Annotated in this window: 23 protein-coding genes and 2 tRNA genes; 12 read left to right on the forward strand and 13 right to left on the reverse strand. The window is 35.4% G+C overall.

All coding sequences use genetic code 11. The features are described 5' to 3' along the window. Positions 1-11 precede the first annotated feature (11 nt). Positions 12-2,141 (forward strand): AAA family ATPase, encoded by a 2,130-nt coding sequence (locus A9G47_RS06505; protein WP_065642477.1) that lies wholly within the window; start codon positions 12-14, stop codon positions 2,139-2,141. A gap of 171 nt (positions 2,142-2,312) precedes the next feature. Here the strand turns inward: A9G47_RS06505 and A9G47_RS06510 are convergent, their stop codons facing one another. The 3 genes from A9G47_RS06510 to A9G47_RS06520 all read right to left on the reverse strand — a co-directional run bounded on the left by A9G47_RS06510 (position 2,313) and on the right by A9G47_RS06520 (position 4,712). After that, positions 2,313-2,888 carry a manganese efflux pump MntP gene (locus A9G47_RS06510; RefSeq protein WP_065568242.1) on the reverse strand — a complete coding sequence of 192 codons (576 nt, stop codon included), beginning with the start codon at positions 2,886-2,888 and terminating at the stop codon, positions 2,313-2,315. A 67-nt stretch (positions 2,889-2,955) separates the two neighbouring features. Next, positions 2,956-3,564 (reverse strand): hypothetical protein, encoded by a 609-nt coding sequence (locus tag A9G47_RS06515; protein WP_065568243.1) that lies wholly within the window; start codon positions 3,562-3,564, stop codon positions 2,956-2,958. Positions 3,565-3,593: 29 nt separating this feature from the next. Continuing rightward, positions 3,594-4,712 (reverse strand): bifunctional tRNA (adenosine(37)-C2)-methyltransferase TrmG/ribosomal RNA large subunit methyltransferase RlmN, encoded by a 1,119-nt coding sequence (locus A9G47_RS06520; RefSeq protein WP_442903050.1) that lies wholly within the window; start codon positions 4,710-4,712, stop codon positions 3,594-3,596. 254 nt (positions 4,713-4,966) lie between these two features. On the opposite strand from A9G47_RS06520, the gene A9G47_RS06525 reads away from it, so the two are divergent. Continuing rightward, positions 4,967-5,638, forward strand: a complete 672-nt coding sequence (locus A9G47_RS06525; protein WP_176700669.1) for a M15 family metallopeptidase — start codon at positions 4,967-4,969, stop codon at positions 5,636-5,638. Between the two features lie 3 nt (positions 5,639-5,641). Here A9G47_RS06525 and A9G47_RS06530 read toward each other — a convergent pair whose 3' ends face one another. Together A9G47_RS06530 and A9G47_RS06535 are read right to left on the reverse strand one after the other, a co-directional pair. Next, on the reverse strand, positions 5,642-6,940 hold the full coding sequence (locus tag A9G47_RS06530) for an ATP-binding protein (RefSeq protein ID WP_065579832.1): 1,299 nt from the start codon (positions 6,938-6,940) through the stop codon (positions 5,642-5,644). A 17-nt stretch (positions 6,941-6,957) separates the two neighbouring features. After that, positions 6,958-7,638: a response regulator transcription factor gene (locus tag A9G47_RS06535; RefSeq protein ID WP_065568294.1), complete on the reverse strand. Its 681-nt coding sequence runs from the start codon at positions 7,636-7,638 to the stop codon at positions 6,958-6,960. A gap of 518 nt (positions 7,639-8,156) precedes the next feature. Here A9G47_RS06535 and A9G47_RS06540 point away from each other — a divergent pair. The 3 genes from A9G47_RS06540 to asd all read left to right on the forward strand — a co-directional run bounded on the left by A9G47_RS06540 (position 8,157) and on the right by asd (position 9,733). Continuing rightward, a tRNA-His gene (locus tag A9G47_RS06540) sits at positions 8,157-8,232 on the forward strand. Positions 8,233-8,243: 11 nt separating this feature from the next. Beyond that, positions 8,244-8,320, forward strand: a tRNA-Pro gene (locus A9G47_RS06545). A gap of 309 nt (positions 8,321-8,629) precedes the next feature. Next, entirely contained in the window at positions 8,630-9,733 is a 1,104-nt protein-coding gene (gene asd / locus A9G47_RS06550) for an aspartate-semialdehyde dehydrogenase (protein ID WP_065642478.1), read from the forward strand. Positions 9,734-9,802: 69 nt separating this feature from the next. On the opposite strand, the gene A9G47_RS06555 is transcribed toward asd, so the two are convergent. The 3 genes from A9G47_RS06555 to nagB are packed head-to-tail and all read right to left on the reverse strand — an operon-like array spanning position 9,803 to position 13,029. After that, complete coding sequence (locus tag A9G47_RS06555) at positions 9,803-11,032, reverse strand: ROK family protein (RefSeq protein WP_065642479.1); 1,230 nt, start codon at positions 11,030-11,032, stop codon at positions 9,803-9,805. A gap of 36 nt (positions 11,033-11,068) precedes the next feature. Continuing rightward, the gene (gene nagA / locus A9G47_RS06560; protein ID WP_065642480.1) at positions 11,069-12,211 is read right to left on the reverse strand and encodes an N-acetylglucosamine-6-phosphate deacetylase; all 1,143 of its coding nucleotides are present in this window, start codon (positions 12,209-12,211) and stop codon (positions 11,069-11,071) included. An 11-nt stretch (positions 12,212-12,222) separates the two neighbouring features. After that, entirely contained in the window at positions 12,223-13,029 is an 807-nt protein-coding gene (gene nagB, locus A9G47_RS06565) for a glucosamine-6-phosphate deaminase (RefSeq protein WP_065568249.1), read from the reverse strand. A gap of 248 nt (positions 13,030-13,277) precedes the next feature. On the opposite strand from nagB, the gene nagE reads away from it, so the two are divergent. After that, entirely contained in the window at positions 13,278-14,771 is a 1,494-nt protein-coding gene (gene nagE, locus A9G47_RS06570) for an N-acetylglucosamine-specific PTS transporter subunit IIBC (RefSeq protein ID WP_065642481.1), read from the forward strand. A gap of 208 nt (positions 14,772-14,979) precedes the next feature. Here the strand turns inward: nagE and tusC are convergent, their stop codons facing one another. From tusC to fkpA, 3 genes are read right to left on the reverse strand one after another with little or no spacing between them, the layout of a single operon-like run. Then, complete coding sequence (gene tusC / locus A9G47_RS06575; protein WP_065642482.1) at positions 14,980-15,333, reverse strand: sulfurtransferase complex subunit TusC; 354 nt, start codon at positions 15,331-15,333, stop codon at positions 14,980-14,982. Positions 15,334-15,348: 15 nt separating this feature from the next. Beyond that, a complete protein-coding gene (gene tusD, locus A9G47_RS06580; protein ID WP_065568252.1) occupies positions 15,349-15,714 on the reverse strand; it encodes a sulfurtransferase complex subunit TusD in 366 nt (121 codons plus the stop codon). A 4-nt stretch (positions 15,715-15,718) separates the two neighbouring features. Further along, positions 15,719-16,528 carry an FKBP-type peptidyl-prolyl cis-trans isomerase gene (fkpA, locus tag A9G47_RS06585; protein WP_065579837.1) on the reverse strand — a complete coding sequence of 270 codons (810 nt, stop codon included), beginning with the start codon at positions 16,526-16,528 and terminating at the stop codon, positions 15,719-15,721. Positions 16,529-16,759: 231 nt separating this feature from the next. Here fkpA and fabZ point away from each other — a divergent pair, with 231 nt between their 5' ends. The 4 genes from fabZ to rnhB are packed head-to-tail and all read left to right on the forward strand — an operon-like array spanning position 16,760 to position 19,768. Then, positions 16,760-17,206 (forward strand): 3-hydroxyacyl-ACP dehydratase FabZ, encoded by a 447-nt coding sequence (gene fabZ / locus A9G47_RS06590; protein WP_065568254.1) that lies wholly within the window; start codon positions 16,760-16,762, stop codon positions 17,204-17,206. 43 nt (positions 17,207-17,249) lie between these two features. Continuing rightward, positions 17,250-18,029 carry an acyl-ACP--UDP-N-acetylglucosamine O-acyltransferase gene (gene lpxA / locus A9G47_RS06595; RefSeq protein WP_065642483.1) on the forward strand — a complete coding sequence of 260 codons (780 nt, stop codon included), beginning with the start codon at positions 17,250-17,252 and terminating at the stop codon, positions 18,027-18,029. Beyond that, the gene (lpxB, locus tag A9G47_RS06600; RefSeq protein WP_065568256.1) at positions 18,029-19,177 is read left to right on the forward strand and encodes a lipid-A-disaccharide synthase; all 1,149 of its coding nucleotides are present in this window, start codon (positions 18,029-18,031) and stop codon (positions 19,175-19,177) included. The genes lpxA and lpxB overlap by 1 nt, the downstream gene beginning before the upstream one ends. Next, a complete protein-coding gene (rnhB, locus tag A9G47_RS06605; protein WP_065568257.1) occupies positions 19,178-19,768 on the forward strand; it encodes a ribonuclease HII in 591 nt (196 codons plus the stop codon). A gap of 1 nt (position 19,769) precedes the next feature. Here rnhB and A9G47_RS06610 read toward each other — a convergent pair whose 3' ends face one another. Then, positions 19,770-20,372, reverse strand: coding sequence for a YiiX family permuted papain-like enzyme (locus A9G47_RS06610; RefSeq protein WP_065568258.1), 603 nt, complete (start codon positions 20,370-20,372; stop codon positions 19,770-19,772). A 95-nt stretch (positions 20,373-20,467) separates the two neighbouring features. Then, complete coding sequence (locus A9G47_RS06615) at positions 20,468-21,757, reverse strand: NAD(P)/FAD-dependent oxidoreductase (protein ID WP_065568259.1); 1,290 nt, start codon at positions 21,755-21,757, stop codon at positions 20,468-20,470. A 351-nt stretch (positions 21,758-22,108) separates the two neighbouring features. On the opposite strand from A9G47_RS06615, the gene A9G47_RS06620 reads away from it, so the two are divergent. After that, positions 22,109-23,080 carry an HlyD family secretion protein gene (locus tag A9G47_RS06620; protein WP_065568260.1) on the forward strand — a complete coding sequence of 324 codons (972 nt, stop codon included), beginning with the start codon at positions 22,109-22,111 and terminating at the stop codon, positions 23,078-23,080. Continuing rightward, positions 23,062-24,201: an ABC transporter permease gene (locus A9G47_RS06625; RefSeq protein WP_065642484.1), complete on the forward strand. Its 1,140-nt coding sequence runs from the start codon at positions 23,062-23,064 to the stop codon at positions 24,199-24,201. The genes A9G47_RS06620 and A9G47_RS06625 overlap by 19 nt, the downstream gene beginning before the upstream one ends. The last annotated feature ends 12 nt before the right edge of the window (positions 24,202-24,213 follow it).

Genomic DNA, 24,213 nt, shown 5'->3' on the forward strand with positions numbered 1-24,213 from the left:
AGGAATGCACAATGTATTTAGTTAGAGGGCGTGAATATTTAGCGCAATACCCTAATTTTACTTTAGTGGGTCGGGAACATGATTTAGAAAGAATATCATCTATTCTTATACGAAAATCATCAAATTCACTTTTGCTAACAGGTCCTGCTGGTGTTGGTGTTTCAATGCTTACCCTTGGTTTGCAAGCAGCTAAAAACAGCCCAGATACACCGTTTGATTTGATTGTAAAAAAACTGTTTTGGTTAAATTGTGATGCGCTTTTTTCTAGTGGTGATAGCGCTAAGATAAACAATGAGTTTCAAAGTATTTTAAAAAAGCTAATGCAAACTCCAGAATCAGTATTGATTATTACTGATACGGCTAATTTTTTAGAAGCAGCACATAATACTGGCAATGCTCATTTTATCAATGCATTAAATAACGCAGACAAAGCAAATAATTTCCAAGTTATTTTAGAAGTCCGCGATGATAAATTGAGTAATGTATTAAAAGCCAGTACAAACATGCCAGAGCTTTACACTCTTTATGATGTTAAAGAGCCGATTGGGGATGATTTAAGATCGATTGTTTCTAGTGTTGCTAAAGAGCTATCTGCATACCATAAAATTGAAGTTGATGAAGATGCTGTTGAAGAAGCGATACATTTAACCAGTAAGTATCGAGATAGTTTAGGTTTAGGTGGAGCACAACCGCAACGAGCGATTGCTCTACTTGATCGTGCGCTTGCAAGTTATCGCCAACTTACGCATAAACAGCATCCTAAAATAATTGAGCTAATGAATAAGATAGCCAAAAGCACCAATGAAACAGAAAAGCAAGATTTGCAACAACAACTTGAACAATGGCAACAAGATTGGCAAGAATTAAAGTCAGAAATCAATAAAACTTACCAATATCAACGTGAGGCCGAAACATTACGCTTTAAATTGCAAGATGAGATGAACCAATTGCAAGAAGAAGAGGATAATAATAAAAATTCGGAATCAACAACAATAAAAACCTTTGCACAGCTAACCGCTGGTGGATTTGACTCACCGGCTGTTACCAAATTAAAGGAAAAGATTCGACAGATTGATGCAGAAATAGTACAAAATAACGAACAACACCAAAAATTGGTTATGCTAGCTAACAAAGATTTACGGCTTAACCGTCAAGAAGTTATCACTGAATTTAGCAAAGTTTCAGGAATACCTACAAACAAACTAGATGAAAATGAAGTTGAAAACTTGATTAATTTAGAGGCAAATTTATTATCGAGAATTTTTGGTCAAGATAATATTGTTAAACATGTCGCTAATTCGGTAAAAGTCGCTAAAGTCGATGCGCTAGAAGAATCAGGTCCAGCCATGTCTTACCTATTTTTAGGTCCATCCGGTGTAGGTAAAACTGAGATGGCTAAAGCCTTAGCGCAATATGTCTATGGTGATGAAAAATCATTGGTACGTTTTGATATGTCTGAATACATGGAAAAACATGCTGTTGCTAAATTGATTGGTGCGCCACCAGGATATGAAGGATTTGAAGCTGGAGGCATTTTGACAAACTCTGTTAGAGCAAAACCAGTTGGAATCTATCTATTTGATGAGATTGAAAAAGCACATCCTGATGTATTTAATATCTTTTTACAGATTTTATCGGATGGACGATTAACTGATAATGTCGGTCGAACAGTCGATTTTTCTGATATTATGATTATTATGACTTCAAATATCGGGCAACCTTATTATTTAGATCCAAACCTTTCTGATGAAGCTGCGTGTGAATTGGCAACAAATGACCTGAATAACACTTATCGTTCAGAACTACTTAATCGTTTTAACGGACGAGAAAATATTCTCCATTTCAAACGCTTGCCAATGGTCGTTATCGAGCGAATTATTCGCCGTGAAATTGACAAATTGAATCAAGCATATCAACCTCGAGGTTTTTCTGTAGAAATATCTGATTCTTGCATAAGCTCATTTTGTCATGATCACTACGATTTAATTCGTGGTGCGAGAGGATTACCTGGTTATATTAAAGCAAATATTAGACCAGTTATCGTCAATCATATTTTGCAAAATCCTCATGACAAAGGTGCCTTTAAAGCGGTCTATAATCAACAGGCTTGTAGCTTTGATATGACATTTTGTAAAATTTAAAAAGATTTAAATAGAAGTATTTTCCATAAACTGTTACCTATAACAGGTAACAGTTTAGTTAACTAAATTGGTTTCAATCTTATCTATTAGATACTTTAACGTGATAAATGCTATTATGATAGTCCTGTTTGAAAAGCTAAGCGATGTTACTAGATGAAAACAAGTGAAAGTCTAATTAGATAGATGTTGATAAAGCGTAATTGTGCCAATCATAATAAGCGCTAAACCACCTAAAAATTCTGCTCGTTTACCAATTAAACAGCCTAATTTATTACCTAATAATAATCCAATCGTTACCATTAAACAGGTTGCTATGCCAATCATTGTTGCAGCCCAATAAATATTCACGCTTGCTAACGCTAATCCAATACCAACAGCAAATGCATCTATACTGGTTGAAATAGCTGTAAAAATTAGCATTAGAAAGGATTTTTTTGATGATGTTTCTCTATCCTCTAGGCAATCTTCACCAGTTTTTTTAAAGCTGTTGTAAATCATGTTCATACCTAAAAATAACATGACAGTAAAAACAACCCAGTGATCCCATTGTTCGATATATTTCAGTGCAATATAGCCAACTAACCAGCCGAGGATTGGCGTAATAGCTTCAACAACACCAAATAAAATACCGACTTTGAGTGCACCTAAAAATGGGGTTGATTTAAGCGAAACCCCGCGGCATACAGCGACAGCAAAGGCATCGGTCGACATAGCCAGTGCTAATAATAAAATAGCCCAAAAACTCATGATATCTTCTTTAAAAAATTATAATGATGATGTTATTACGGTTTAAATAATAATATTTTATAGCTTACTATTTTGTGACTGAAAACAAATAATTGGCAACTTTCATATCGCCCTTTTTCTGATAAATCTCAGCTATTTTTTTCACATTATCACGCCGATTTGCGTCGTATTGAAAAAGTTGCTTAAACATTAACTCAGCTGTTTTTTTATCATTATTTTGGATAGCACAATATCCATATTGTTCATAGGTATCAGCTTTCCAACGGTGGCGATCTAAATCAAGACTTTGCTTAAATTGTTGCTGTGCTTCTTGGTAACGATCTCGCCCACATAAAAAAGAGCCATAATGCACATGATATAATCCATTACCAGGTTGCATAAAAATAATGCGCTTATAGATCATCTCGGCTTCCTCGTATTCACCAACATGTTGATCAAACATTGCCATTGCTAGCATAATTTGTGGGTTATTTGGTGAGTATTGTGCCGCTAATTTGAGGTTATAATGTGCTGCTTTGACATTAGCTTCAGATCCATTTGCGTTGGCAAGATAGCCTAACCCAAGGCGCATTCTTGCTAAAGCGGCTTTTTCTGGATCAAATTCATCGCTGTTTTTGATTTGACAACCAGATAAAATGATCAGAGCAAAACAGTTTAATATCAAGCTTCTTTTCATCAACTTCCCCTTTTTGCTGTTTTTTTCCTTTATAATGTTTGTTGCACCAAGCTTTGTTTTTTATACAGCGTTCTTTTGGTACGATCAACAACTTCACCAGCTAATTGGCCACATGCGGCATCAATATCGTCACCGCGCGTTTTTCGAACAATTACAGTAAAACCATATCCCATCAATGTTTTCATAAATCGATCGATACGCGAATTAGAGCAACGAGAATAAGGCGCACCAGGAAACGGATTCCAAGGAATTAAGTTAATTTTACTTGGTACATTTTTTAGGAATTTAGCAAGTTCGTGTGCGTGTTCAACACCGTCATTAACTTGATTAAGTAATACATATTCGATAGTAACTTTTCCATGATTCGCATTTGAACAAGAAAGGTAACGTAAAATTGAATCACGCAACATAGTCATATTGTATTTTTCATTAATTGGCATGATTTCACTGCGAATAGTATCGTTAGGCGCATGAAGTGATATCGCCAGTGCCACATCAATCATACCAGCGAGCTTATCTAAAGCAGGAACAACCCCTGAGGTGGATAGTGTTACACGCCTTTTTGACAAACCATAGCCAAAATCATCTAGCATAATTTCCATCGCGGGCACTACATTAGATAAATTAAGTAGTGGCTCTCCCATCCCCATCATAACGACGTTGGTAATCGGTCTATCCGCCAGTTTGCCTGTTACACCAATAGCATTTGATGCGCGCCATACTTGGCCAATAATTTCAGAAACGGTTAAGTTTCGGTTAAATCCTTGTTGTGCGGTAGAACAGAATTTACATTCTAATGCACAACCAACTTGTGATGAAACACATAATGTTGCACGATCGCGTTCTGGAATATAAACCGACTCAATCATTTGGTTATTGCCCACATCAAGCGCCCATTTAATTGTGCCATCAGATGAACGTTGCTCCATTGCAATCATTGGCGCTTTAATTTCAGCTAACGTTTTTAGTTGTTCTCTTAGCTTTTTATTGATATCGGTCATTTGGTCAAAATCATCTACCCCAAAATGGTAGATCCATTTCATCACTTGATCGGCTCTAAATGGTTTTTCACCTAGTGAAATAAAAAACGCTCTTAATTGTTGGCGTGTAAAATTGAGTAAGTTTACTTTTTCTTTACTTGGGTTCATTGTGGTTAGATTTATTGAGTTTGAAGTATCTGATAAATTTACAGACATATTTGACGTACATAGTGTTGACATAAGGCCTCGTTTTTACACATTATGGCTATTTCAATTTTTAGGAAAAAGATTATACTGTTTTTCATCTCATCTTACTATAAAGAATATATGTAATATTTAAAATGAAAAGTAAATTAATAAATTTAAAAACACTTCTTATTTTAATCTCATCATTAACGTTAATTTTATGTTCGAGTATTACTATGGCGCAAACAATTCCATTAAATAAACTAACAGGGCAGTTTGATGAAAAAAAAGATAGTGATTTTATTGCATTGGATTTAACTCAATTACCAGTTAATAAAAAAGGAATGTATCTACAAAAAGAAGTTGCTGATCAGCTAATAAAAGCGTTTAAAGACTTCAAAAAAGATCACCCCAATATTCCTTTTATTGTGGTAAGTGCAACACGTAATTACGCTTACCAAAACGGGATTTGGCAACGAAAATGGGATGCTTTATCTCATAAGCTCAATGACCCTGAGAAAATTGCCCGAGAGATTTTAAAATACTCATCAATGCCAGGCACATCAAGGCACCACTGGGGTACAGATATTGATATTACCAGCGTTTCATCTGCATATTTTAAAAATGATAAAAAGGGCATCATTCTTTACAAATGGTTGCAAGAAAACCTACCCAAATATGGATTTTGCCAAGCATTTAATGAGGGGCGAAAAGGCGGATATCAACCCGAAGAATGGCATTGGTCCTACAAGCCCATCGCCAGCCAATATATTGCGCAGTACAAAGCGATACTAGAAAGTGATCCAGACGCTATTATAAAAACTTTAGATTTTATAGGTCACGATAAAATTAAGCTAGAAAGTCTAGTTAAACAGTACGTGCTCACCATTAATAGCGACTGTTATTAATCGTTAATTACTGCTTCTCCAATAAGGTAATTCGATTGTTACAACTAATCCACCACCATCACGATTGGTTGCTTGAATAGTGCCGTTATGCATAATAACGGTCTTTCTTGCAATCGCAAGACCTAACCCGTAACCTTTGCCTAATTGAGGAGACTGGATACGGACAAACGGTTCAAAAATACTCGATAGTTTATTAGCTTCTACACCAGGCCCACGATCTTTAACTTCAATTTGTAAATACTTGCCTGCTTCTTTTAATGAAACTTCGACAGCTTGTCCAGCTTTAGAAAAGCGAATCGCATTACGAATAATGTTTTCTATAGCTCGGCGAATTTGCTCTGAGTTACCTTTAACAATAGAATGAGCAACGGGCGATAAGTTGAAATGTACATCAATGAGCTGATGATTAGCCTCATAGTTAGCATCATTAATTACTACACTTATTAAGTCTTTTAAATCAAAATATTCATCGGTACGATTATTCATTTCAGCACGAGAATAGTTTAGAATCTCACCGATTAGCTGATCTAATCGTTCTGACTCTAATTCGATTCTAGCTAATGCGGTATCAATATTTTGTTTGTTTTGTTGAGCAAGCCCAATCGCTAGTTGCAAACGAGCAAGTGGTGTTCTTAGCTCATGTGAAACATCATGAAGAAGAGCTTGACGATCTGAGATAAGAATATTAAGTTGCTCAACCATCATATCAAAATCTTTACCTAATTCGCTAAGCTCATCACGCCTAGGTTTTAATTTTTGGAATAATCGAACAGAAAGATCACCCTGAGATACGCGAAAAAAACCTTGTCTTAATAACCGCATGGGTCTAGTTAGATTCCATGCCAAAAACAAGCTAAAAGCTAGCCCAACACATATTCCCATTAACACAATTGGCATTGGCATATTGAATAATGTCTTTTTATCATCTTTATCCTTATCTTCTTTAAATGAAATAGAATAAAGCGTGCCATCAGGCGCGACAGCCATGCGTTGATAGACATAGGTTGGTGTTTCTAATTCGTCGGTCAAAATATTGACTTGCTCATTGATTGGAGAAACTAATTTTATTGATAATAAAGCCCTTTCTCGTTCAGGTAAATGGGCTATAAAATTAAGCGTCTCATCTTCGCCTGCTACATGTAATAGCTGGGCTATCATATCCACTTTTGTCGGCATATGATTAAGAAATTTTTGATTTTTATTTTCTACATAAACAGAAAATGCAATCCAAGTTAATTGGAAAGTGAGGTAGAAGATAACCCAAAATATAATGAGTATTTTCCAAAATAATCGACGATTCATAGCAAGCCTATTGGTTGTTAGCGGATACGATAACCGACAGCCCTAATTGTTTCAATTGTCACATCATTTTGTGCTATCTGATGTAGTTTTTGTCGAATGTTACTAATATGAACATCAACACTACGATCATAAAGTTCTCGTGCTCGACCAAGACCGATCTCTGATAACTCCTCTTTAGTTACTACCCGCTCGCTATGTTTTACTAATAAAACTAATAAATTAAACTCGGTTGATGTTAAATCAATAGCTTTTCCATTCCACGTGCATAAACGTTGGGGAAGATCTAAGGTTAAGCCATTAAAATGGTATTTTTTATCATCAACTGTTTCTACTGAACGTTCATCAAAACGACGTAAAACAGCACGTAATCGGGCTAACAACTCACGCGGATAACAAGGTTTTGGGATATAATCATCAGCGCCTAATTCTAATCCTAAAACGCGATCAATATTATCGCCTTTGGCCGTTAACATAATAACTGGCATATTACGCTGTTGCCGTATGCTTTTAAGGACATCAATACCATTAATGTCAGGTAACATCACATCTAAAATTGCAGCACGGTATTTTCCTGACAATGCTTCATCAATACCATCTTTACCCAAATAAACACTCTTGATATTGAAACCTTCATTAGTCAAATATTCACTAAGCATTTGTGATAGTTCAATATCATCATCAATTAATAAAATATTTATCATAATCGCAATCGCCATTGTTATCTAATTTTAGGTTTTTACATTATTGCAATAATAAAAAAAAAGTCAGGCTCCTTTACTAAAATATTACATATTTTTGAACGAGGAATGATAATGTAATTTACTATTATTAATAATATAAATAGTTTTTAAAGTAGCTCTATGTTACAGCATATATTTTCAAATCAAGTTAATAAGTGGCATTGAGTATTGGTTATGCCAGCGCACTAATTAATTCTAAGTAAAGATACAGTAAAGTAATATTTTTAAAGACCTATACTTTATGAATAAAATATGGAGATAAAAATTGAAACAACAAGTAATTAGGCAAGAAAAATTTAGTGTAGCTATTTAGTATAGTTAAAAAGAACGCTAGCTATTAGTAAGCAGTAAGTTTGCATTGAAAGTAATTAAATTTTATACTTTTAACGCTTTTTATATAACCAGTTGGCGTATTTTTTTAAAAATATGCTGGACAATATTGTTTTTTATGCGTAATATTTCGTCCTGCTTCTATGGTGGCTATAGCTCAGTTGGTAGAGCCCTGGATTGTGATTCCAGTTGTCGTGGGTTCGAATCCCATTAGCCACCCCATTAACTTATAACGGCGAGTAGCGCAGCTTGGTAGCGCAACTGGTTTGGGACCAGTGGGTCGGAGGTTCGAATCCTCTCTCGCCGACCATTTTTAAATAAAATTCTATTTGTTAGCATTTAGCTATTTGGCCTTATTTAACGATCCGCACATTAATTTCATTTACCAGTTAGCTATTTTCAGGCCTTGTCTGATATTTTAATTGAATTTTTTGCAACCCTTTGAAACCATTTCCTCTCTCAATTTTTGTTATTTTGATTAAAAATCGTATTAATATATAACGTCATGTTATCATCTCCTTATTTACAATAATAATTCTTATCTGGCTTGTTTTATGATGATATTTTGTTTTAATAATAAATATCTCTTTATATAAACGCTAATTATTGGAAATAAAATATGAAAAATGTCGGTTTTGTCGGTTGGCGCGGAATGGTTGGTTCCGTTCTTATGCAACGTATGGTTGAAGAGCACGATTTTGATTATATCAATCCTGTTTTCTTTTCTACATCTCAAGTGGGTCAAGCTGCGCCTACTTTTGGCGGTAAGACAGGGATATTACAAAGTGCAGATAATATTGATGCGTTGAAAGCATTAGATATTATTGTTACCTGCCAAGGTGGTGATTATACTTCTGAAATTTATAAAAAATTGCGTGCAACAGGTTGGCAAGGTTATTGGATTGATGCAGCATCAACACTTAGAATGGAAGATGATGCGATTATCGTGCTTGATCCTATTAATAAAGCTAACATCCATACTGCTTTAGATAGAGGAATTAAAACCTTTGTTGGCGGTAACTGTACGGTAAGTTTAATGTTGATGTCACTGGGTGGATTATTTGCTGAAAACTTAGTTGATTGGGTATCGGTTTCAACCTATCAAGCGGCTTCTGGTGGCGGTGCGCGTCATATGCGTGAGTTGCTTACCCAAATGGGGATGTTAAATGCGGAGGTTGCTAAAGAACTACAGGATCCTAATTCTTCTATTTTAGATATTGAGCGAAAAGTGACGCAAAAAATGCGTGACGGTAGTTTACCAACTGATAATTTTGGTGTGCCATTAGCAGGTAGTCTGATCCCTTGGATTGATAAAGCACTTGATAATGGGCAAAGTAAAGAAGAATGGAAAGGCCAAGCTGAAACCAATAAAATTTTAGGGACTGACGAGATTATTCCAGTTGATGGACTTTGTGTCCGTATTGGCGCATTACGTTGTCATAGTCAATCGTTTACGATTAAATTGAAAAAAGATATTAGCGTGCCAGAAGTTGAAAAACTACTTGCTTCCCATAATGATTGGGTTAAAGTTGTTCCAAATGAACGTGAAATTTCGATGCGAGAGCTTACTCCTGCCGCAGTAACAGGCACTTTAACAACGCCTGTAGGCCGCTTACGTAAACTTAAGATGGGCAAAGATTATTTATCAGCTTTTACTGTCGGTGACCAATTATTATGGGGGGCAGCTGAACCATTGCGTAGAATGTTACGCATTTTAGCTTAAACTAGATATAAAAAGTAAAGCCCGATTTGTTGGGCTTTATTTTTATAACTATATTTTTATAACTATAGGCTATGATTCTTTATCTTCTAGCAATGTCATTAATAATGAACCATTAAATAAAGCTTGTTGCACTAATGCAAACGCGCCAATTGCTGAACGGTCATTGAGCGATGAACAATGAATAGTAAGATTTTTTCTTAATTCTTCTAAACTTTGTGCATTTAATGCACTATTTACCGCATGCAATAGTATTTCGGGCGATTTTGTCAATTCACCTGCTAATACAATACTTTGTGGATTAAAAATATTTACCATCATAGCAACTGCTCTACCAAGATTTTCACCGGCATCTTTGACTAACTTAATAGCCAATTCATCTCCTTGGTTAGCATATTTACAGATATTGGCAATATTACAATTACCCAAACTTAATTTAGTTGGGTAACCTTGCTCAATCATTTGTTTGGCTCGATGCTCAATTGCTTTATTAATAACTCGATTTTCTAAACAACCAAAGTTACCACAATGACAGCGCTCACCTAATGCATCCACTTGGATATGACCAACTTCACCCACCGTTTGATTATGATTAGTTAACAGTTGTTGATTAATAATGATGCCTGATCCAACACCACGGTGTACACGAATCAAAATTGAGTCATCTACATCTTGGGTTGAGCCAAAATAACTTTCCGCTAAAGCTAAACTTTGAATATCATTACCAATAAAAATCGAAATATTAAACTTATGATGTAATGCTTCGGCTAAAGGCCATGCTTTAACTGGAATATGCGGTGTATAACGAATAATTCCGCGTACAGAGTCGACCAAACCAGGTAGTACAACAGATATTGCCACAAGGTGTTTTATCTTTTTACTATTCTGTTCTATAAATTGTTCAATTAACGCGATTAAATACTCTTCAGCCAATTGCTGGGTAAATGTAGTTAGTGGGTAAATTTCGGTAACTAGATTTTTAGCACCAAGATCATAAAGTTCAATGGTAACACGAGAACGACTTAATTGAACAGCAATTGTTTGATAATAATCAAATTTTGCTTGTATTGAAACGGCTGGTCGCCCGCCTGTTGATTGTTGTGCATCAACTTCTTTTATTAGATTGCTTTTAAGAAGTTGACGAGTAATTTTAGTTATACTTGCTGGTGCTAATTGGCTAATTTCCGCTAGTTGAATTCGAGATACAGGCGCTTGCTGAACAATCAAACGGTAAATCATGGCATAATTTAATTGTTTGATTAATTCAGCATTACCAACTAGATTTAGATAATTAAAGGTCATATTTTATCTCAATATTTTCGTTAACTATCTAGCATTCTAGCTGTTCATCTCTCCATTAACAATCGTTTTCACGTTTGAAAAGTCACGATCAAAAATAACCAAGTTCGCAATTTTATTTTCACTAATTGAGCCAAGTTGTTTATCAACACCAATTGCTTTTGCTGGGTAAAGTGTCGCCATTCTTAATGCTTCATCTAAGGCGATACCCACATATTCGACTGCATTTTTTACAGCTTCTATCATGGTTAAGGAAGAGCCGCCTAACGTCCCATTTTCATCAACACATCGACCATCTTTATAATAAATGGTTTTACCTGCAAATACACCAGATTCTAAGTTTGATCCAGCAAGTAACATTGCATCGGTAATTAAAATTAAATGATCTTGTTTAATTTTGTGGCTATTGCGAATATTTGCCCAACTTACATGTTGACCATCAGCAATAACACCAACATAAACTTCAGGTTCATCATAAATAGCGCCAACAACACCAGGTTCACGCCCAGAAATATAAGGCATGGCATTAAATAGATGCGTTCCCAAACGAATACCATCGTTAAACCCTCGACGGCAATCATCATAATGGCCATTAGAATGGCCAACAGATACATGAATACCTGCATTAACCAATTGTTTGATGAAGTGGCTTTCTACTTTTTCTGGCGCTAAAGTAATAATTTTAATGACATCAGCATTTTCACATAAAAAATCAATCATTTCTTGCGATGGTTGTCGAATGATATTTTCATCATGAATACCTTTCTTTTCAGGGCTAATATAAGGCCCTTCAAGGTGCAAGCCAAGTGCTTGGTTTTTATGCGTCGTTAGATATTCACGCATCACTTTAACCGCTTTTATCATGAATTCATCAGTCGATGTGATTAAAGTGGGTAAATAACTAGTACAACCAGAGATAAGATTTGTTGCCTGCATTGCTTCTAAGGTTTCAACACTTAGTGCATCAAGCGTTTCATTAAATTGTACACCACCACAACCATTGACTTGAATATCAATAAACCCAGGCGCAACTATTGCGCCTTGTAAATTTTCAATGGTGATGCCCACCGGCAATTCGTTTTGTTTACAGATTTTTGCAATCTTATCACCGTCGATAATAACAGCGTGATTTTCAAGGATTTCATAACCTGTATAAATACGGCAATTTGTTAATGCGTACATAAGTTTATCCTTTATAAAATGGTTACTTTAAGATTATCAGTTTCCATCTGTTTAAAATATTTTAAGGTTTTCACTTTAAGATCATCAGTACTTGGTTCATCACAAACAATAATTGATGCAGGGTGCATTTGTAGTGCAGTTACGGTCCAAAGATGGTTAACACTACCTTCAACACCTGCTTGCAGCGCTAAGCTTTTGTTATGACCGCAAACTAACAAAATCACTTCTTGTGCATCCATTAAAGTTGCAACACCAATAGTTAATGCATGTTTTGGCACTTGATTGACATCATTATCAAAAAAGCGAGAGTTAGCAATGCGTGTGTCTTCAGTTAATGTTTTAATACGCGTACGAGAACAAAGTGAAGATCCTGGTTCATTAAAGGCAATGTGTCCATCTTGGCCAACGCCACCGACAAAAATATTAATTTTGCCATAAGCTTTAATTTTCGCTTCGTATTGACGGCATTCTTCATCAATATCAGGTGCATTACCGTTTAGTATATGGATGTTATTTTTGTCAATATCAATATGGTTGAAAAAATTTTCATACATAAAAGTATGATAACTTTGCGGGTGATCTTCTGGAAGCCCTACGTATTCATCCATATTAAATGTAACAACATGTTTAAAGCTAACATTTCCGGCTTTATACTGTTTGATGAGTTGTTGATACATAACTAATGGTGAACTTCCTGTTGGTAAACCTAGCAAAAAAGGGCGCTCAGCGGTTGGTTTAAATTGGTTAATTTTATTAACAATACGCTCTGCAACCCAAGCGCCGACTTCTTGTGCATTTTCTAAAGGAATAAGTCTCATGAGATATCACCTCTTTTGATATAATTAAATAAACTCTTTTTTTTTTAAGTAAAAAATGTTGAATATATTTTACTATATTAAGACAATAAATCAAAAAATATAGTGATTTTAGTCACAAAAAAGCAATAATTAATTTGCGAAGTAAAATAATATAAGATGAAATATAATAACCAAGCTGTTTTTACTTAAAAATATATAATTACACATACTTCTTTAAGTACCATTTCAACAAATATGAGGTAACACTTATGGGAATTTTAGCTTATATGCAACGTATCGGGCGCTCACTGATGGTGCCTGTTGCAGTTCTGCCGGCTGCGGCAATACTCCTCGGGATTGGCTATTGGATTGATCCCAATGGTTGGGGGCAAAACAATATTTTCGCCGCTTTTTTAATTAAATCTGGTGGTGCAATTATTGAAAATATGCCAATACTTTTTGCTATTGGTGTTGCTTACGGTATGTCTAAAGATAAAGATGGTGCGGCTGCCTTGTCTGGTTTGGTTGGTTTTTTAGTTGTTACAACCTTACTTTCTCCAAATTCTATTGCCTTATTTAATGGCATTGACACCAGTTTAGATGGGTGGGATGCTCAAGTTCCAGCGGCATATAAAAAAATAAATAACCAATTTATTGGTATACTTGTCGGTATTATTGCTGCGGAACTTTATAATCGTTTTAGCCAAGTTGAATTACATAGAGCATTATCTTTCTTCAGTGGTAAAAGGCTTGTACCTATTATTGTTTCAGTTGTTATGCTATTAATTTCAGCTATTTTATTTTTTGTTTGGCCGACTATCTATGATGCACTGGTCGCTTTTGGTAAATATATTAAAGAATTAGGCGCTGTTGGTGCAGGTATTTATGGGTTCTTCAACCGCTTACTTATTCCGGTTGGTTTACACCATGCTTTAAACTCAGTATTTTGGTTTGATGTGGCTGGAATTAATGATATTCCAAACTTCCTAGGTGGACAAAAATCTATTGAAAGTGGGTTAGCAACAGTAGGTATTACTGGCCGTTATCAGGCAGGATTTTTCCCTGTTATGATGTTCGGCTTGCCTGGTGCAGCGTTAGCTATGTATCATACAGCTAAAAAAGGTAATAAAGATAAAACGGCATCAATCATGTTAGCTGCTTCATTTGCTGCATTTTTTACAGGCGTTACCGAGCCGTTAGAATTTGCCTTTATGTTTGTTGCACCTATGCTTTATTTTGTACACGCTGTTTTGGCTGGTATCTCACTTTATATTGCTGCTGCAATGCAATGGATTGCAGGATTTGGTTTTAGTGCTGGTTTAGTGGATATGCTACTTTCAAGTCGTAATCCGCTTGCTGTTCACTGGTATATGTTAATTCTTCAAGGATTAGTGTTCTTTGTTGTTTATTATGTGGTATTCCGCTTTGTTATTGTTAAATTTAACCTTAAAACACCGGGTCGTGAAGACGATGATACTACTGTTTCATCAACCGAAAATGTTCAGCAAAAGCAAGCTGTTGGCGATATTTCTAAACTTGCCGAGCAATATTTAGCAATTGTAGGTGGTAAAGAAAACCTAACTAATATTGATTCTTGTATTACACGTTTGCGTTTAGGTGTAAATGATTCTGATCTAATTGATGAACCAGCAGCCAAAGCACTAGGAGCAATGGCAGTTATTAAATTAGGTAAAACGGGCGTACAAATTGTCGTTGGAACGCAAGCTGAAAAAATTGCCGACGGGATGAAAAAGCTAGTCTAATTAAGTTAAAATAAAACTTATTCGATTAAATCGACTTAATATGGTAATCCATCTTATTAATCAGCTTTGCTGAAAGATAGGGTGGATTATTTATACTATATGAATTTATATCGTATAAAAATATAGCTAATAAAAATCAGATTAGTTTTATTGTTGAATATTATATTTGTAAAGAAGTTTCAGGAAATATATACTTTTCACTATAAAATCAAAACCGTAAGATGACATCTTGAATAGAAAGTAGTTGACTTATAGATAGCGCATCAAGCACTTTATTAGGAATATTTAATGTGGCATTTGCTAAATTTCGTGCTTCTAATGAAGATTCGCATACATAAACATCTTCGATATCATAAAGTTCAAGCATATTAAGTGTAGCAATATAATCACGCATTAAAATTTGATTAGGTTGTTGATTAGGCAATAAATGCAATACCCCATCATTTATGAAAAAAAACGAAACATGATTGATGGCTGATACAGCTAAAGCTACATCGAGCGCTTCTCGACCTTTAGCATTTCCATGCGGTGGTGAGCTAATAATAATTGCCACTTTTTTCATTCTAACAACCTTAAATCAAAATTGAACAGTACGATCTGACATAGCAATTGATTCACTCAGTTCACCAAGCCCTGTTAATTCAAAATGTTCAGCAATATTACCCTCAGTAACACCACGTCTTTGCGCTGCTGCGACACACACAGCTAATGTTAATGAATATTTCTTTGCTAACTGTTGCCATGCTACAACTAAATTAAACTCATCATTAGCTGGATCGGTATAATGATTAGCATTATATATGCCATCAGCATAAAAAAAGATATTTTTAATTGAATGAGAAGTTTTTGTCAGCAATGTATGCGCAAATTGGTAAGCGCAATAAGCAGATTGGGTCCCATAAGCAGGACCCAAAACAACAAGTGTATAATTTAATGAATTCACAAAATTATTTTGCTTTCTGTGAGTTAGTTTCTTGTGAATTTTGGTCTTTGGTATTACCATTATCAATACCCAATAATTCAACTTCAAAAACCAAGGTTGAAGCAGGTTGAATAGAGGCTTTATCATTTTGACCAGGGAAACTCTGATCTCCATAAGCTAATTCAGGTGGAACCACTAGTTTAATTTTACCGCCAACGCCAATTAATTGAATGCCTTCTGTCCAACCTTTAATTACGCCGTTAAGTGGGAATGTTGCTGTTTCACCTCGATCATAAGAGCTATCAAATTTACGCCCATCAGTTAATGTCCCTGTATAATGAACAATAACGGTATCTTCAGCTGTTGGATGGCTCTCTGAACCCTCTTTAATGATTTGATAAAGCAATCCAGATTTGGTTTTTTTAACGCCATCTTGTTTAGCAAATTCTTCACGAAATTTATTGCCAGCAGCAGTATTATCTGCTTTTTCTTTTTCAAAACGTGCTTTACTTTCTTCTTGAATACGTTTACCAAAAGCATCTAAAACATCTTTAACTTGCTCTTTTGAAAGCTGAGATGCATCACGGAATGTTTCATTGAAACCACTGATTAAATATTCTTGATCAGGCTTAATTTCATTTTGTTCCAAATTTGATTTCATATAGGTTGCGAATGATGAACCTAAAGCATAAGCTTCTTTTTGTGCATCAGTTGAAAGAGTGACTTTGCTTTCCGTTGTTTCAGTATTCGATTCAGCTGTTTTTTTATCATCACATCCTGATAATGCTAAAACAATGGCGCCACTTACTAAGGTCATTTTAATCAATGATTTCATTATACTTCTCCAAGTTATAAACTTTTTAGTTGATTATTTTAATTATTATATATGATTTGGTATAGGATAATATAGTGCTTGTGGATCATTTATTTTATAAATTTGTATTAATATGTTGATAACAAATTAGAGCAGACAATATTTCGCAATTTAAATCATCCTTGAGTGAAAGCGGTATCCTCAGTTATAATGTATAGAATTTAGAGTAAATAATGTATAAGGATAGCTATTTTGACTACCGAACTTAATGCCCTTGATATTGAAGAGATCATCAGTTTATTACCCCATCGTTACCCATTTTTAATGGTTGATCGCGTGATTAGTTATGAAAAAGGTAAAACATTAAAAGCGATAAAAAATGTGACGGTGAATGAGCCATTCTTTCAAGGACACTTCCCAAACAAACCAATTTTCCCTGGTGTATTAATTTTAGAAGCCATGGCACAAGCAACGGGTATTTTGGCATTTAAAAGCATTGAAGAGCTGTCTCCTGGGCAACTTTATTATTTCGCTTCAATTGACAAAGCGCGTTTTAAACGCCCTGTTGTACCTGGTGATCAGCTTGTACTTGATGTTGAGTATATTAAAGAGCGTCGTGGTATTGCGCTATTCCATGGTGTTGCAACTGTTGATGGCAAGTTAGTTTGCGAAGCCGAAATGATGTGCGCTCGTAAATAACATTTGGTATTTAAAATATTCCAAATTGTTTTAAGGAAATACTATGGCAACTGAAATACATCCAAGTTCAGTCATTGAGAAAGGCGCTAAAATTGGCGATAACGTCAAAATTGGACCTTTTTGTTTTATTGGTGAAAATGTTGAAATTGGTGACGGAACCTATTTAAAATCACACGTTGTCATCAATGGTCACACCAAAATTGGTAAAGATAACCAAATTTATCAATTTGCTTCAATTGGTGAAGTAAACCAAGATCTTAAATACCGCGGTGAGCCAACACGCACTGAAATTGGGGATCGCAATATGATCCGCGAAAGCGTAACCATTCACCGTGCTACCATTCAAGGTGGCAATTTGACTCGCATCGGTAGTGATAATTTATTTATGATCAATGCTCATGTTGCACACGATTGTCATATTGGCGACCACTGTATCTTAGCCAACAATGCAACGCTCGGTGGGCATGTTCAGTTAGATGATCATGTGATTATTGGCGGTATGACCGCAGTGCACCAATTTTGTGTTATTGGATCGCATGTGATGGTTGGTGGCTGTTCAGGCGTTGCGCAAGACGTTCCACCTTATGTTATTGCTCAAGGTAATCATGCAACACCTCATGGTGTAAATTACGAAGGCCTAAAACGTAGAGGGTTTAGCAAAGAAGCTTTACAAGCGATTCGCAACTGCTATAAAACCCTTTATCGAAATGGTCTAACGTTAGAAGAAGCCAAAGTTCAAATTGAAGCTGTTGCAAAACAACAGCCTGAAGCCCAACTTTTTATTGACTTCTTTACCCGTTCAACGCGAGGCATCATCCGTTAATGGTCAATAAACCGTTAACTGTTGCTCTAGTTGCTGGAGAAACCTCTGGTGATATTCTTGGCGCAGGATTGATTCGTGCGCTGAAAAAACATCACCCCAATATTGAATTTGTTGGTATTGCTGGCCCTCAAATGCAAGCCGAAGGTTGCCAAGCTTGGTATGAAATGGATGAATTGTCAGTTATGGGCATTGTTGAAGTATTGGGGCGTTTACGTCGTATTTTATCAATCCGTCGAGATATCACTCAACGCTTAATTCAGCTTAAACCTGATATATTTATTGGTATTGACGCGCCTGATTTTAACCTTTCTTTAGAAGGCAAATTAAAGCAAGCAGGTATAAAAACCATTCATTACGTTAGCCCTTCGGTTTGGGCTTGGAAACAAAAACGTGTTTTCAAAATTAAACGCAATACCAATCTTATTTTAGCTTTTTTGCCATTTGAAAAAGCGTTTTATGATAAATTTGATGTACCTTGCCGTTTTATCGGTCACAAAATGGCGGATGACATTGCACTTAACCCAAATCAACACGCTATGCGCCAACAATTAGGTATTCCGCTTAATAGTCGTTGTATAGCTTTATTACCTGGTAGTCGTCATGCTGAAGTTGCATTATTATCAGCACCTTTTTTAAAAGCGGCAATACTCTTGCGTAAGCGCTATCCTGATCTACATATTGTTGTGCCACTAGTCAATGCGAAAAGACGACAAGAGTTTGAACAAATTAAAGCCGAAATAGCACCAACACTTGATGTACAATTATTAGATGGACATGCCCGTGAAGCAATGATTGCCAGTAATGCCGCAATTTTAGCTTCAGGCACAGTAGCACTAGAATGTATGTTAGCTAAATGTCCGATGGTTGTTGGCTATAAAATGAAGCCTTTCACATTTTGGCTCGCTAAAAAATTAATTAAAACACCTTATGTTTCTTTACCTAATATTTTAGCGGGTAAAGCAATTGTGCCAGAGCTATTACAGCAAGATTGCACACCTGAAAATATTACTAATCATATTATTTCTTTTTTAGAAAGCGACAATAGTATATTGAAGGAAACCTTTTTATCTTTACATAATCAAATTCGTTGTAATGCCGATGAACAAGCAGCACAAGCGGTAATTGATGTAATTAGAGGATCCACATAGTTGTTAGATTTTACTTACCCAAATGCAACACTGATTGCTGGCGTTGATGAAGTTGGTCGAGGTCCGCTTTGTGGTGATGTGGTTACCGCTGCGGTTATCTTAGATCCTAACAAGCCCATTATAGGCTTAACTGACTCTAAAAAGCTAACTGAAAAAAAGCGTGAGCAATTATTTGATATAATTAAGCAAGATGCTTTAGCTTGGAGCATTGCAAGGGCATCTGTAGACGAAATAGATAAATTGAATATACTACATGCTACCATGCTTGCTATGCAACGTGCGGTATCGGCATTACCCATAAAGCCCAATTTTGTGTTAGTTGATGGCAATCGTTGTCCAGATTTTGGTATTCAAACTCAAGCGGTAATTAAAGGGGATTTGTTGGTGGCCGAAATCAGTGCAGCTTCCATCTTAGCTAAAGTTACTCGTGATCGTGAAATGGTTGAGCTTGATAAGTTGTATCCACAATATGGTCTTGCTAAGCATAAAGGTTATCCAACTAAAGCGCATTTAGCTGCAATAAAAGAACATGGTATTAATCATTTATATCGTAAAAGTTTTGCACCAGTTAAGCGTTTAGCCGTATTTTAATTTACCATTGTTTGTCAACTGTTGTCAGTAAGGGGGAATTAAAAATAGAAACTGGTGAAATAACCGTTTCTTGATAAGGAATTTTGTTTCCATAACGCTCTTTTAATTTTTTCTTCACGACAGGTGATGAAAGATTAAAATCTTTGATAGTTTGTAATTGGCCAATTTTCAATTTCAAAGCCTTATCATAAATTTTCCAGATTAACTCAGAACAATAGATATAATTATTGTCCCAACCAAACCAGATATCATAAGGTTTGCCTTCAAAACTACTTGCGACTTGCTTTAATTTAGCAATTTCGCTATGGGATAGATTGTGATTTTTTAAACGTTTTATGATGTAGTTTTTATTTTTACCACGTGCAATCCAACTATTTAGTGGTGTATAAACGACTTTATTAGCAGCTTCAAAAACATATGGCTTACCATTATTTTTAATAAAAATAATTCCCATATGACTGTATGGAGAGTTTGTAGCTTGTTCAACTGCCAGGCTTTGTCTTGATTGTGAGGATTGAAAAATAATATCCCCATCTTGAGGTTTATAACTAGCAATACTAATAAAGCTAGCTAAAGACAGCATAAACAATATAACAAAACGCATTAAATTTACCTTTAGCTGTAAATAATGCTATAAATTATAAAATAAAATAGCCACTTATAAAATAGTGTTTTGTAAGTAGCTATTTAAATGGGAAACTAGTCTTGATGAGTAAAGATAGAAGCAAATTTATTTTTATACGTTTCTTTACTGGTTTTAGCGAATCGAATTGTTTTGAATATACCCAATAAGCTTGCTTGATGCATGCGGTACAATAGGCGATGGATCGTTAAAGCAAAAAAGCCTTTAACGCTCATTTCTCCTTTTCCAGCAATTTTAACCACACCTTGAGCGGTATCATGCAAAGAAATAATTGTTCCATTATCTGTATAACTGAATGATTTCATGGATTTATTATTTAACATGTTAACAATGTTTTCATAACAAATTTTTGCCATTTGATGTGCGGCTTGTGCGGTAGCGGGAGCGGCTCGTCCGCTGTCTTGCATTGCGTAAGCACAATCACCAATAACAAAAATATTATCATCACGTGTTGTTTGTAATGTTGGTTTTACTACAAGCTGATTAGAACGACTTGATTCTAATCCGGCAATATCTTTTAAATAATCAGGTGCTTTTACCCCAGCAGTCCAGATCATAATATCTGCGTGAATGGTATCGCCTTCTTTTGGATAAAAGCCATCACTTTCCGCTTTAGTGATCATGGTTTTTGTTAATACGCGAATGCCACGGTTTTGTAAAGTTTCAGTGATACTTAATGCTGTTTTTTCAGGTAGGGCAGGTAAAATACGATCAGTTGCTTCAATAACGGATACATCTAGTAAATCTGAACACATTTTATTGTGACCACAAGCGCCGAATGTTTCAACCATGTGTGGTAATTCAGAGGCTAATTCAACACCTGTTGCACCGCCACCAACAATAGCAATACGAATTTTATCTTCAGTTTTTTCTTGTTTTTCATCAATAATTGAACAAAAACCAGCAAATTTGGCAATCAGTGTTTCACGTAAACGAATTGCAGCATTTTGGTCATCTAAAAAGATACAATGCTCTTTAACACCAGGTGTGCCAAAATCGTTTGAGGTACTTCCTATTGCTACAACTAAAATATCATAGGGTACAGAGATAGATTCGTTGTTTAAATCTTCAATAATAACTTGTTTTTCTTCACGGTTAAGATCTTTAAATGTACCTTGTGTAAATTGGAAGCTGTGTTGTTGCCCTTGTGTAGCATAATCAATTTTATCAGCTTGTTCGTTCAAAACACCTGTGGCAAATTCATGTAATAAAGGTTTCCACAAGTGATAGCTGTTTTTATCAATTAGTCTAATTTCGGCTTGGTTGTCTTTACCTAGTTTATCGCCAAGGTCTGTAGCTAGCTCTAAACCACCGGCTCCACCACCAATAATTATTATTTTTTTCATAAATTTCGAACCTTATCGTATATTAATTGAAAATATCATACTAAATAAGTAGGTTTTTATCTATTTCTTTTAACTAATATCAATTATAAATAAAACCTATTAAAGTGATGTTTTATAATTATCAAAATTTATTTAAAAGTTAAATAGAATATAGCCATATTGACTATTCATAATGTTAATATATTCTTATTTTTTAAAATAAAAATTCTGCTTTAGTTGTTGAAATAAAGCATTTTTGGTATAACCTATAATATAGTAATCGTTACAATTTAAGTATGTAAAATCTGTAATGCATACCATCGTCCTAATTGTTTAGGTCTTATCTAATCATTATCACTCTATACAAAATTTATGAATAAAAAAATTTTTATTACGATTGTGTTAATTGTTATTTTAATCTCAATGACAATTTTAATTCGCTCACACAATAGTCAGCTTATCTTACAAGGTGAGGTTGATGCGCCTAATGTTAGTATTTCGTCAAAAGCTAAAGGACGGGTGCAGGCTATCCATGTTAATCGAGGCGATGATGTAAAACCAAACGATATATTAATAACGCTCGATAGCCCAGAGTTATTAGCACAAGTTAAAGCCGCACAAGCAGCATGTGATCAAGCTCAAGCTCAAGTTACACTTTCTAAGCACGGCACACGTGAAGAAAGTATTCGCTACTATCAAGCATTACTTCAACAAGCTAAAGTTGCTTATGCTAATGCCACTAAAGAGTATGATCGCAATAAAGCTATTTTTAGTAAGGGTTATGTTTCTCAATCAATCTTAGATAATGCATTAAAAATACGTGATGAAGCCTTTCAACAAGTTCTGTCGGCACAAGCTAATTTAGATCAAGCGCAAAATGGGGATCGCATTGAGCAACGTGAAATTTACGATGCAAAATTAAAAGAGGCGCAAGAGCAACTTAAACAATTACAAATTCAATATGATGATTTACAAGTAAAAGCACCTGTCGCAGGTGAAGTTGGTTCGATACCTGCTGAAGTTGGTGAGTTATTTAATGCCAATAGCCCACTGTTAACTGTCATTCAGCTACCACAGGCTTACTTTATATTTAATATTCGCGAAAACATTATGCCCAATATTCATAAAGGTGATCATGTTAAGCTTGAAGTGCCCGCACTCGGCAATAAAAAAATTGAGGCTGAAGTTCGTTATATTGCGCCCATGGGTGATTATGCAACAAAACGGGCAACGCGAGCTACTGGTGATTTTGATTTAAAAACCTTTGAAGTTAGGCTTTATCCAACAAAGCCTATTACTAATTTACGTGCAGGTATGAGCACATTATGGAAAATAGACAATTAATTGGGGATTTTTGGCATCGCTTTAAACAAGCGTTTAATGCTGAAATACCCACCATTTTTAAACGATTTACTTTCCATTGGCTAATGTGGATTTTGCCACTAATTATTTTTGTATTAATCAGTAGCATATTCCACCGCGGTGTGCTATTTGATCTACCTGTTGGCTATATAGATCATGATAAAAGTGTTTTATCACGTGAAATTGTGCGCAATCTTAATTCGGGTGCACATGCAAGCCTTGTTAACTATGATAGCCAGCTTTCAGAGGCCGAGCGCGATTTGCGAAAAGCAAAAATTTACGCCATTTTTTATATTCCCCCTAATTTTGAAGCAGATGTATTAGCTGGCCGTCAGCCCACTCCAATGCTATATTACAATGCGTTATACTATAGTGCGGGCTTGTATTCTATTATGGACTATTCTGGCCTTATTGCCGCATTAAATACTCAATACCGTACCACAATGGCAACCAGCATTGGGATAGCAGTCCCCAAGCTTGCAAAAGTGAATTTTAATTATGATGGACTGTTTAATGCTAGCGGTAATTCTATGTACTTTCAGCAATTCTCGGCTGTGGTACATTTACTACAGTTATTTGTTGTTACAACAACGATTCATATATTAGCGCAATTACCTAAACGAACGCGTCCAAACTACCCTTTTGTTTTAGGTAAATTAGCCCCTTATACCATTTGGTTTACGATGTTACTTATTTTTGAAATTGCTATGCTGGTTTTATTTTCTGATGCGCGTGTATCAGGATCCCCCTTTGCAATGATGATAGTGGTGTTTTTCTATGTTATTGCTGCGCAAAGTATCGGTATTTTGCTGTACACTTTTACAAAAACGCCAATTGATGCTTATTCCTATATCGGCCTTTTAGTTGGGTTGGCGCTAACTTATTCGGGCATTGTTGTGCCAGAACTATCAATGCCATGGATTGCCAGATTCATTTCATCTTTAGAGCCATTAACTTATGCACTTAATAAACTGTTTGATCTGTTTTTACGTCACTCTAGCTATCTTTCAGTGCTAAAAGTCTGTGGTATTTTAATGATCTATCCAATAATTATTACGGTGTTAGTAAGAAAACGTCTAGTAAGACGACTACATTCACAGTAAGAGGAAATACCA

It is taken from the genome of Gilliamella sp. WF3-4, from assembly GCF_001690275.1.
In the GTDB taxonomy this organism is placed as follows: Bacteria; Pseudomonadota; Gammaproteobacteria; order Enterobacterales; family Orbaceae; genus Gilliamella; species Gilliamella apicola_C.

Bases quoted from the DNA above. Each gene is read 5' to 3' on its own strand.
- A9G47_RS06505 (WP_065642477.1), top strand. From the start codon at position 12: ATGTATTTAGTTAGAGGGCGTGAATATTTAGCGCAATACCCTAATTTT.
- A9G47_RS06510 (WP_065568242.1), bottom strand. From the start codon at position 2,888: ATGAGTTTTTGGGCTATTTTATTATTAGCACTGGCTATGTCGACCGAT.
- A9G47_RS06515 (WP_065568243.1), bottom strand. From the start codon at position 3,564: ATGAAAAGAAGCTTGATATTAAACTGTTTTGCTCTGATCATTTTATCT.
- A9G47_RS06520 (WP_442903050.1), bottom strand. From the start codon at position 4,712: ATGAACCCAAGTAAAGAAAAAGTAAACTTACTCAATTTTACACGCCAA.
- A9G47_RS06525 (WP_176700669.1), top strand. From the start codon at position 4,967: ATGGCGCAAACAATTCCATTAAATAAACTAACAGGGCAGTTTGATGAA.
- A9G47_RS06530 (WP_065579832.1), bottom strand. From the start codon at position 6,940: ATGAATCGTCGATTATTTTGGAAAATACTCATTATATTTTGGGTTATC.
- asd (WP_065642478.1), top strand. From the start codon at position 8,630: ATGAAAAATGTCGGTTTTGTCGGTTGGCGCGGAATGGTTGGTTCCGTT.
- A9G47_RS06555 (WP_065642479.1), bottom strand. From the start codon at position 11,032: ATGACCTTTAATTATCTAAATCTAGTTGGTAATGCTGAATTAATCAAA.
- nagA (WP_065642480.1), bottom strand. From the start codon at position 12,211: ATGTACGCATTAACAAATTGCCGTATTTATACAGGTTATGAAATCCTT.
- nagB (WP_065568249.1), bottom strand. From the start codon at position 13,029: ATGAGACTTATTCCTTTAGAAAATGCACAAGAAGTCGGCGCTTGGGTT.
- nagE (WP_065642481.1), top strand. From the start codon at position 13,278: ATGGGAATTTTAGCTTATATGCAACGTATCGGGCGCTCACTGATGGTG.
- tusC (WP_065642482.1), bottom strand. From the start codon at position 15,333: ATGAAAAAAGTGGCAATTATTATTAGCTCACCACCGCATGGAAATGCT.
- fkpA (WP_065579837.1), bottom strand. From the start codon at position 16,528: ATGAAATCATTGATTAAAATGACCTTAGTAAGTGGCGCCATTGTTTTA.
- lpxA (WP_065642483.1), top strand. From the start codon at position 17,250: ATGGCAACTGAAATACATCCAAGTTCAGTCATTGAGAAAGGCGCTAAA.
- lpxB (WP_065568256.1), top strand. From the start codon at position 18,029: ATGGTCAATAAACCGTTAACTGTTGCTCTAGTTGCTGGAGAAACCTCT.
- A9G47_RS06610 (WP_065568258.1), bottom strand. From the start codon at position 20,372: ATGCGTTTTGTTATATTGTTTATGCTGTCTTTAGCTAGCTTTATTAGT.
- A9G47_RS06615 (WP_065568259.1), bottom strand. From the start codon at position 21,757: ATGAAAAAAATAATAATTATTGGTGGTGGAGCCGGTGGTTTAGAGCTA.
- A9G47_RS06620 (WP_065568260.1), top strand. From the start codon at position 22,109: ATGAATAAAAAAATTTTTATTACGATTGTGTTAATTGTTATTTTAATC.
- A9G47_RS06625 (WP_065642484.1), top strand. From the start codon at position 23,062: ATGGAAAATAGACAATTAATTGGGGATTTTTGGCATCGCTTTAAACAA.